This is a genomic window from Streptomyces sp. NPDC058335, from assembly GCF_042723915.1.
Taxonomy (GTDB): domain Bacteria; phylum Actinomycetota; class Actinomycetes; order Streptomycetales; family Streptomycetaceae; genus Streptomyces.
The window spans coordinates 471,325-480,884 of the sequence record NZ_JBHXHX010000004.1; the positions used below are offsets into that span (position 1 = coordinate 471,325).

At 74.6% G+C, this 9,560-nt stretch carries 8 protein-coding genes; 7 read left to right on the top strand and 1 reads right to left on the bottom strand.

Features of this window, described 5'->3' with window-relative positions; translation table 11 throughout:
• The first annotated feature begins 285 nt into the window (after window positions 1–285).
• From ACFWJX_RS10235 to ACFWJX_RS10255, 5 genes are read left to right on the top strand one after another with little or no spacing between them, the layout of a single operon-like run.
• The gene (locus ACFWJX_RS10235; RefSeq protein ID WP_383239655.1) at window positions 286–1,185 is read left to right on the top strand and encodes an STAS domain-containing protein; all 900 of its coding nucleotides are present in this window, start codon (window positions 286–288) and stop codon (window positions 1,183–1,185) included.
• Entirely contained in the window at window positions 1,182–1,598 is a 417-nt protein-coding gene (locus ACFWJX_RS10240; RefSeq protein WP_383239658.1) for an STAS domain-containing protein, read from the top strand. The genes ACFWJX_RS10235 and ACFWJX_RS10240 overlap by 4 nt, the downstream gene beginning before the upstream one ends.
• Window positions 1,595–2,038, top strand: a complete 444-nt coding sequence (locus ACFWJX_RS10245) for an anti-sigma regulatory factor (RefSeq protein ID WP_383239660.1) — start codon at window positions 1,595–1,597, stop codon at window positions 2,036–2,038. The genes ACFWJX_RS10240 and ACFWJX_RS10245 overlap by 4 nt, the downstream gene beginning before the upstream one ends.
• Window positions 2,038–3,081 carry a SpoIIE family protein phosphatase gene (locus ACFWJX_RS10250; protein WP_383239663.1) on the top strand — a complete coding sequence of 348 codons (1,044 nt, stop codon included), beginning with the start codon at window positions 2,038–2,040 and terminating at the stop codon, window positions 3,079–3,081. Before ACFWJX_RS10245 ends, ACFWJX_RS10250 begins: the two co-directional genes overlap by 1 nt.
• Window positions 3,078–4,787, top strand: coding sequence for a PP2C family protein-serine/threonine phosphatase (locus ACFWJX_RS10255; protein WP_383239666.1), 1,710 nt, complete (start codon window positions 3,078–3,080; stop codon window positions 4,785–4,787). The genes ACFWJX_RS10250 and ACFWJX_RS10255 overlap by 4 nt, the downstream gene beginning before the upstream one ends.
• 21 nt (window positions 4,788–4,808) lie before the next feature.
• Here ACFWJX_RS10255 and ACFWJX_RS10260 read toward each other — a convergent pair whose 3' ends face one another.
• Complete coding sequence (locus tag ACFWJX_RS10260; RefSeq protein ID WP_383239669.1) at window positions 4,809–5,297, bottom strand: MarR family winged helix-turn-helix transcriptional regulator; 489 nt, start codon at window positions 5,295–5,297, stop codon at window positions 4,809–4,811.
• A 234-nt stretch (window positions 5,298–5,531) separates the two neighbouring features.
• On the opposite strand from ACFWJX_RS10260, the gene ACFWJX_RS10265 reads away from it, so the two are divergent.
• Window positions 5,532–6,908, top strand: a complete 1,377-nt coding sequence (locus tag ACFWJX_RS10265) for an NAD(P)/FAD-dependent oxidoreductase (RefSeq protein ID WP_383239672.1) — start codon at window positions 5,532–5,534, stop codon at window positions 6,906–6,908.
• 22 nt (window positions 6,909–6,930) lie between these two features.
• Window positions 6,931–9,174 carry an FUSC family protein gene (locus ACFWJX_RS10270; RefSeq protein WP_383239674.1) on the top strand — a complete coding sequence of 748 codons (2,244 nt, stop codon included), beginning with the start codon at window positions 6,931–6,933 and terminating at the stop codon, window positions 9,172–9,174.
• Window positions 9,175–9,560: the final 386 nt, after the last annotated feature.

Below are 9,560 nucleotides of genomic sequence, written 5' to 3' on the forward strand. Positions count from 1 at the left end.
CGGCCCCCCCCCCCCCCCCTCACCCCCCCCGCCCCCCCCCCGCGCCCGGCCCCCCCGGCCGCGCGCCCCCGGCCCCCCCCCCCCCCGCGCCCGGGCGGGGGCGCCCCCCCCACGGCCGTACAACAGTTGCCATTTGACAACTATGTGGGGCGGGCAAGAGAGTGAGCGGGGCGGAGACGGGCGCCGCACAGGTGTCGGCGCAGGTCCGGCCGCCACGGAGGTCGAACGCCGTCCCACCGGCCGGGGCCCGGTGCACGGTGGCAGCAACAGATGAGGAGTGAAGCAGTGCCGGAGCACGAAGCGGCCGCACCGCACGCAAGCCCGACGGACGAGGTCGGGACCTTCCTGAACCGCCGGCGGGAGCAGATCGCCCAGCGCTGGGCCGACGAACCCCTGTTCCGCGCCGTGTTCACCGTCTCGCGCGACGAGGCGGTGGAGGCGGGCCGCAGCGTCGTCGACGCCCTCGCCCAGGTCGCCGCCTCCGGGCGGGTGGAGGACTCCGACAGCGCCGGATTCACGGTCGTACGCGAGCAGTTGGCGCGGATGGCGGCCGCCCGTTCGCGGTCCGGAATGTCCACCGCGCAGGTCTCCAGCGAGGTGGACGCGCTGCGGGCACCCGTGGTGAACCTGCTCGTCGCCGACCTGCCGGACGCGCCGGCGGACCGCGTCCGGGAGTCCACGGAGACCCTGACCGTCCTGATGGGCACCCTGCGGCTGGTCGTCATGGAGACCGCGCTGACGGAGGTGCAGTCCCTCATCGACCGGCAGCAGATGCAACTCCTGGAGGTCGCCACGCCGATCATCAGGCTCTGGGACGGCATCGTCGCCGTACCGCTCATCGGCACGCTCGACAGCGCGCGTAGCCAGGTCGTGATGGAGACCCTGCTGGAAGCGGTCGTCGACCAGCAGGCCCGGTACGCGATCCTCGACATCACCGGGGTGCCGACGGTCGACTCGCTGGTCGCGCAGCACCTGATGAAGACCGTCGCGGCGGTACGGCTGATGGGCGCCGAGTGCGTCGTCTCGGGCATCCGGCCCGCGATCGCGCAGACCATCGTGCACCTCGGTCTCGACCTCGGCACCGTCATCACCCGGGCCGGTCTCGCCGACGCCCTGGCCTACGCCCTGCACGGGCTGGGCGCCGACATCGTGCACGCGACGCCCGGCGGTGCGGGTCACCGGTGAACGACGACTTCTCCCGCGTCGGCGGGGCCCCCGTGCCGGTACTGAGACTGGGTGACGTCCTGCTCGTCACCCTCCAGGGGGATCTGCACGACGGCACGGCCGAGCAGCTCCGGCAGGACATCGTGGAGGCGATCGCCGGCAGCCGGATGACCGGCGTGATCATCGACATCTCCGGAGTGGAGATCGTCGACTCCTTCCTCGGCCGGGTGCTGGCCGAGATCGCGGCCAACGCACGGCTGCTGGCCGCGCAGACCGTGGTGGCCGGGATGCGGCCCGCGGTCGCGCTCACGCTGGTGGAGCTGGGCCTGACCCTGCCCGGCCTGCGGACCGCCCTGAGCACGGAGGCGGCTCTGGAGCTGCTCGGGCGGGTGGACGCCACGGTGCCGGACGGCCCGCGCCGGGAGCCTCGGTGAGCGGGACGGCCGCGGGCGTCGAGACCCGCCTGCCGATCCGCTCCGATCTGGACCTGGTGTGGGTACGGCAGCATGTGCGGCAGGCCGCCGCCGCGCTCGGCTTCGGCCTGGTGGAACAGACCAAGCTGGTCACGGCCGCCAGCGAACTGGCCCGCAACACCCTGGTGTACGGCGGCGGCGGCGAGATGCGGGCGGTGCCGCTCACCGACGGCCGGGCCCAGGGGCTGCGGCTGGTGTTCTCCGACTCCGGGCCGGGCATCCCCGACGTGGAGCAGGCCCTGCGCGACGGCTTCACCTCCGGCGGCGGCCTCGGCATGGGCCTGGGCGGCGCCCGGCGGCTGGTGCACGAGTTCGCCATCGACAGCACGCCCGGTGCCGGTACGACGGTCACCGTGACCTCCTGGGCGACCCGGACGCCCCGGCCGCGCGAGGAGTTGTGATGCCCCGGGTGTGGGACGTGCCGGTGCACGACTCGACGCGGGTGCGGGACGCGCGTGTGGCCGCGGAGGAGGCCGCGGCGCTCGTCGGCCTCGACGAGGGGCGTACGGCGGCCGCCGCGCTGGTGGCGACCGAGCTGGCCACCAACCTCCTCAAGCACGCCCGCGGCGGGCAGCTCCTCGTCGACATGGTCCCGCCGCCCGCCGGACGGGGTGGGGTCGTCGTGCAGATTGCGGCCGTCGACCACGGTCCCGGCATGCCCGACGTGCCGACCGCGTTCGGCGACGGGTTCTCCACGGCGGGCTCCCTGGGCGCCGGGCTGGGAACGTGCCGGCGGGTGTCCGACGGTTTCGACCTGCACAGCGTCCCGGGGCACGGCACGGTCGCGCTGGCCCGGCTCGGTGCCGCCGCGCGGACCGACCCCCGCGATCCGGCACCCGCACGGGCCGGCGGGGTGAACATCCCCTTCGCCCGCGCCGCGTGCTCGGGGGACGCCTGGACCTGGGTGCGGGCCGGCGACCTGCTGACCCTGATGCTCGCCGACGGGCTGGGCCACGGCTCGGAGGCGGCCCGCGCCTCCACGGCTGCCGTGGACGAGGTGCACCGCAGCGCCCATCTCCCGCCCGCCGAGATCCTGCACCGCCTGCACGCCGCGCTGCGCGACACCCGGGGCGCCGCGGTCGCGGTGGCGCAACTCGACGTACCGTCCGAGCGGCTGCGGTTCGCCGGGATCGGCAACGTGGGGGCGCGGCTGCGCGAGGGAGACTCCTGGCGTCATCTGGTCTCCCGGCCCGGGATCGTGGGCGTGCACCGGCCCGCGAGGCTGCCGGAGACGGTGGCGCCGTGGGCGGCCGACCGTCTGCTGGTCCTGCACAGCGACGGACTGCCCAGCCGGTGGGTGCCGCCCGGCGACCCCCGGCCGGCGACGGCCGACCCCGCGGTGACCGCGGCGGTGACCGTGCGCGACACCAGCAGTTCCGCCCGCCCGGTGCGTGACGACACCGCCGTGGCCGTCCTGTCCCCGACCCCGCCGGACCGCCCATGATGCGCACCTGGGAGATCACCACCGTCACCGACGCGGCGCGCGCCCGGATCGCCGCCGCACGGCTGGCCGCCGCCTACGGCGTGGTGCCACTGGAGCGGACCCGGCTGGCGACCGCCCTCAGCGGGCGGCTGCGCCAGTGTCTGACCAAGGGCGGCGGCTGGCGGCTCGGCCTGGAGGCCGGCGCGGGCATGCTGCGCGTCGAGGTCGCCCCGCTCCCCGCGACCGCGGAGCCGCCGTGGCACCTCGCCGTGCCCTGCCCCGAGCCGGCCGACGCCTCGGTGTGCGCCGGGGTGGCGGACGACCCGGGTGTCCTCGCCGAGGCCCTGCTGGGCGCCGACGAGGACACCGCCCTGGTGCTGGACCGACTCGCCGAGCAGGAGGAGCTGGTCGCCTTCCACCGGGAGGAGCTGCACCAGACCAACCAGGGCGTCCTCGCGCTGCACGCCGATCTGGACGCGGCCGGACGCGCCCAGCGCGAGGCGTTCGCGGCCGAGCGCGCGGCCCGTCAGGAGGCGGAGAACGCCCGGCGCAGGCTGACCTTCCTCGCGGACGCCAGTGCGGTGCTCACGGCCTCCCTCAACCATGAGGAGATCGTGCGCCGGCTGCCCGAGCTGCTCGTGCCCGAGTACGCGCGCACGGTCGACGTCTGGCTGTTCGACTCCGAGAGCGATCCGCAGTCGCCCGCCCCACGCCCGGCGGCCGCGGTGGTCGCCGCCCGGACGGGCCGCCCCCAGTACGCCGCCGGCCACCCCGGCGGGCTGCCCGGCGTCGACGACCAGCCGCCGTCGGCGCTGCACCCCGGCCGGCCGCTGCTGTGCATCCCGCTGCCGACGCGCCGCGCGCCTATCGGTGTGCTCACGCTGACGCCGCCGGGCGAACGCTGGGACCCGGACGACGCCGTCATGCTGATCGAGCTGACCCGGCGGGCCAGCATCGCGCTCGACAACGCACGCCGCTTCGAGCACAACCGGGACATCGCCGAGACGCTCCAGCGCGCCCTGCTGACCGATCTGCCCACCACGCCCGGCCTGCGCCTGGCGGCCCGCTATCTGCCGGCGACGTACGGGCTGAACATCGGCGGCGACTGGTACGACGCGTTCCGGCAGCCCGACGGCAGTCTGATCACCGTCATCGGCGACGTGACCGGGCACGGACTGCACGCGGCCGTCATGATGAGCCAGCTGCGCACCGCGCTACGGGCCTACGCCGTCGACGGCGGCAGCCCCGGCGTCCTGCTGACCCGGCTGCACACCTTCCTGCACCACCTCCAGCCCGATCTCTACGCCACCGCCGTCATCGCCCGTTTCCAGCCCGGTGAGCCGGTGCTGACGTGGGCGGCCGCCGGGCATCCGCCGCCCGTGCTGCGCGACCCGGACGGCCGGGTGCGCCCGCTGGACGCCAAGCCGGGAGCCATGCTGGGCATCCCGCTGCACCAGGAGATCGCCGACCACACGGTGCCCCTGGTGCCCGGCTCGACGCTGGCGCTCTACACCGACGGGCTGGTGGAGCGGCGCGCACAGGGCATAGACCCGGGCATAGAACGGCTCGCGGCGGCACTCGGCTCCTTCGGCAACGGTGAACTGGACGCGGACCTCGACGGCGCGGCCGAGCGCATCCTGGACCCGATGCTGAGCGACTCCGAACGCGACGACGACGTATGCCTGCTGCTGTGCCACATCGACAGCGGGACGGTGCGGACGGGCTGAGGTCGGGCGGCCCACGGCCCGTCAGCCATCGGGCGCCGTCGGCCGGTGGTGGGCGGTGCGCGCCTGGTGGAAGCCGGACAGGCCCTGCTCCAGGGCGGTGCGCTGGGCCGGGGCCATGGCTTCGAGGACCGTCACCAGGCGGTGGACGCGCCGCTCGGTGACGTCCGTGAGGACACGGTGTCCGTAGGGGGTCAGCACGAGCTGCACCTCGCGCCGGTTGCGCGGCTGGACGCTGCGTTCCAGCAGGCCGGCCGCCTCCAGACGGTCGCAGAGGCGGCTCGCGGTCGGCAGGCCCACACCGAGCCGCTCGGCCAGGGCGGTCAGGTTCAGCTTCGGCGTGTGCCGCACCGTCCGCAGGGCGAGCAACTGCCGGGCGGGCAGCCGCGGCGTGGCCTCCTCGGCCGTCGTGAGCCAGTCGGCCACGAGGCTCTCCACCGCGTCGACGACCCTCCTGGCCTGTGCCACCCGGCTCTCCCGCCGGTCGTCGTCGGAGCCCTCCGCGCACTCCACACCCGCTGCCCTCCGGCCACCGCACTTGTCATGTACGTCGGGCCTACCCGAAGGACAAGGGCGTACACGGGTCGTTCTGCGGGTAGCACGGGGCCTCAGGAGAAACGTTCGTCTGCATGCTCCGTCCGGCTGGCGCGACCGCTCCGGTCGCGGTGGGATCGACGGTGTGCGAAGAGGCCGCCCGGTGGGCACCCGCACCACGTCGAGGCAGACCGCCCGGAGCCGCAGAAAGGGATGGACATCGTGACACGACCCAGGATCCTGGTGGTGGGAGCGGGCTTCGCGGGAGTGGGGTGCGTTCGACGCCTGGAACGCGAACTCGCCGCCGCGGAGGCCGACGTCACCCTGGTGACACCGTTCGCCTACCAGCTCTATCTGCCGCTGCTGCCGCAGGTCGCCTCCGGGGTGCTGACGCCCCAGTCGATCGCGCTGTCCCTGCGCCGCAGCAAGAAGTACCGCACCCGGATCATCCCGGGCGGCGCCATCGGCGTGGACCTGGAGTCGAAGGTCTGCGTCATCCGCACCATCACCGACGAGATCGTGAACGAGCCGTACGACTACATCGTGCTCGCTCCCGGCAGTGTCACCCGCACCTTCGACATCCCGGGGCTGACCGACCACGCCTTCGGGATGAAGACACTCGCGGAGGCGGCCTACATCCGCGACCACGTCATCACCCAGCTCGATCTCGCCGACGCCAGCAACGACCCCGCCGAGCGGGCGGCCCGGCTCCAGTTCGTGGTGGTCGGCGGCGGCTACGCCGGCACCGAGACCGCCGCCTGCCTCCAACTGCTCACCCACAACGCGGTCAAGCGCTACCCCCGGCTGGACCCGAGCCTGATCAAGTGGCACCTCATCGACATCGCCCCGAAGCTGATGCCGGAACTGGGCGACAAGCTCGGCCGCAGCGCGCAGGAGGTGCTGCGCAGGCGGGGCATCGAGGTGTCGCTGGGAGTGTCCATCGCCAAGGCCGGACCGCAGGAGGTCACCTTCACCGACGGCCGGGTGGTGCCGACCCACACGCTGATCTGGACGGCCGGTGTCGTGGCGAGCCCGCTGATCGCCACCCTCGGCGCGGAGACGGTCCGCGGGCGGCTCTCGGTCACCTCGCACATGAACCTGCCCGGCCACGACGGGGTGTTCGCGCTCGGCGACGCCGCGGCCGTCCCCGACGAGGCCAAGGGCGAGGAGGGCGCCATCTGCCCGCCGACCGCCCAGCACGCGATGCGGCAGGCCAAGGTCGCCGCCGACAACGTCATCGCGCATCTGCGCGGCCGGCCGATGCGGCCGTACGCGCACAAGGACCTCGGGCTGGTCGTCGACCTCGGCGGCACCGACGCCGTGTCCAAGCCGCTCGGCATCGAGCTGCGCGGGCTGCCCGCGCAGGTGGTGGCCCGCGGGTACCACTGGGCGGCGCTGCGCACGGGCGTGGCCAAGGCGCGCGTGCTGACGAACTGGACGCTCAACGCGGTCGCGGGCGACGACTTCGTCCGCACCGGCTTCCAGGCCAGGCGGCCCGCCAAGCTGAAGGACTTCGAGTACACCGACACCTATCTGACGCCCGAGCAGGTGCGGGCGCAGGTGGAGGGCGGGCGCCCCGAGGCCGGCTGAGACGGGCGGGAGAGTACGCGGCGTGAAGGCGGCGGCACGGGCGCGGGCGGCAGGGGTGCGGGACCGGGTCAGGGCATCCGATCCCGGGCTCCTGCGGCTCGCGGCCGGGCTGCGCACGGTCGGCGCGATCACCCTCACGCTGGCCGTGCTCTCCCTGCTGGGCGCGGACGTCACGCATCTGGTCGCGGGGGCCATCGCGGCGATGGTCGCCACCTTCGCCGTCCGGGAGAAGCAGCGCGGCCCGCAGGCGGTCACCCTCGCGTTGGGGCTGCCCGTGGCACTGGCCTCGGTGTCCCTCGCGGCGCTGCTGAGTTCGCACGTGGTGGCCGGTGACATCGTCTTCGTCGCGCTCATCTTCTGCGCGGTGTACGGGCGCCGGTTCGGCGACCGGGGCACCGCGCTCGGCCTGATCGGCTTCCAGGTCTACTTCCTGTCCCTCTTCGTGGGCGCCACGCGGCACATCCTGCCCGGACTCTGGGGGGTCCTCGCCGTCGCCTTCGCGTGCAGCGCGCTGGCCCGGTTCGTGCTGGTGCCGCAGACGCCGGCGGGGATCCTGCTGCGGCTGCGGCAGGCCTTCAGGGCGCGGCTCGCGCAGTTGCTCGACGCCCAGCTGGAGCTGCTCGACGCCGGTCCGGAGGAGGTGGAGAAGGCGCTGGCGCACGTCCGCACGGGCACGGCCCGGCTGCACGAGACGGCCATGATGATCCACGGCCGGCTGGAGGAGGGCACGCCGGACGAGGCCACGGCCCGGCTGGTGCAGCGCCGTGTCGCCGACGCGGAGATCGCCGCCGAGCGGCTGGGGCTGCTCCTGCTGACGGCGCGCAGCGCCGAGCGGGCCGACACACTGACCCTGCATCTGCCGGGCGCACCGGTCCCCGAGGCCGGCCGTCTGCCCGTGCGGGAGGAGGCGACGGACGTGCTCCGCCGCGACCTGCGGGCGCTGCGCCTGCTGGTACGGCATCCCGTCGGCGACGGCACGGGGCTCGCGCAGATCCGCAACCGGCTGCTCGGCTACCGCGACGAGGAGAACCTGCCGCCCGCCTCACCAGCCGTGCGGGACGTGTTCCGGGGCGTCGGTGAGAGTGCCCGCGCCGTGCTCGGACTGCGGATCGCGCTCGACGGGCCGCAGGACGAGTCCGACGACAGCCCCGCGACGGCCCGTTCCCGGGAGGAGCTGGACGCGGAGGACGCGGCCATCGGCGGATCGGAGGCCGAGGAGGAGACCGCGGAGAAGCCCACGGGGCTGCTGCGACCGACCACCCGCGCGGCCGTCCAGGTCTCCGTCGGCTCGGCGCTGGCCATCGTCGGCGGCGAACTGCTGTCCACCCACCGCTGGTACTGGGCGGTCCTGACCTGCTGGATCGTGTTCATCAACACCGCGTCCACCGGGGAGATCCTGGTCAAGGGATACCGGCGGCTGCTCGGCACCGCGCTCGGCGTGGTCGCGGGCATCGGGCTCGCGGGACTGGTCGGCCACCACACCTGGACGGCGTTCGCGGTGGTGCTGCTGTGCGTGTTCGCGATGTTCTACACGGCGCCGCTGTCGTACACGCTGATGTCGTTCTTCGTCACCGCCGCGCTGGGCGTGCTCTACACGCTGCTGCACACCTACAGCTTGGAGGTGCTGGTCCTGCGGGTGGAGGAGACGGCGCTGGGAGTGGTCTGTGGGGTGGTCGCGGCGGCGTTGGTGCTGCCGGTGCGCACCGACCGGCGGACGGACGAGCTGCTCACCACCGTCCTCGACCGGCTGACCGATGTCACCGAGGCCGCAGTGGAACAGCTCAGCGGCGGGCCGCCGACCGAGCTGCTGGACCGTGCCCGGGAACTCGACCAGGCCCTGTCCGACCTGCGCTCCGCGACCCAGCCGCTGACGCATCCGGTGACCCCGCTGCGGACCCGGCGGGACACCGCCCAGTACGTCGTCGCCCTGCTGGAGACCTGCGCCTACCACGCGAGGTCGCTCGCCGCCACGGCCGAGCTGCTGCCGACCCACCCGTCCATCGCGGCGGACCCCCGGCTGCGCGGCGCCGGGCAGCGCATCCTGCACAACATCGGCGCCATCGCCGCACGCGTCGCCGACGACCGCAGCACCGCGGAGATCCGCACCGGCCCGAGCGTCGCCTCCCTCCTCGCCCCGGGCACGCCCGGCATCCCCCGCTACGGGCGCGTCACCGACCGCGTCCTACGCCACCTGCAACGCCTCGACGAAGCGGTGGCCGGCCTGGCCCGGCCGCTGGCGGTTCCGGTGTCGTCGCCGGGCAAGTGAGGGGCGGGGCCCCGGTGACACTGGTCCACCGGTTGGGGCTGCCGGGGCCCGCTGCGCGGAGCAGGAGCACGGCCGCAGCGACCGGCTGGAAGCTGAGGCTGCGCGACGCCGGGCGAGAGGGGCGTCGGCCGCCGGAGCGGGCCGGCCGGAAGTGCCCTCGGGGCGGACGGCAGCACGGGCGTCCGAAAGGTGCGCGAGCGGATCACCGGGACCGACCCTCATCGGGCATCGGGCATCGGGCTGGACCGGGCCGCCCATGCCCGTCGGCGCGGCCGGCCGCTCAGCACGGGGAGCGGACGCCTCAGCCGGACCCCGTGGGTTCCAGTCGCGTCCGGCCCGGTCGCCGCCCCGTCGGAAACGGGCGCCCGCCCGGCGCCGGTCGGCGC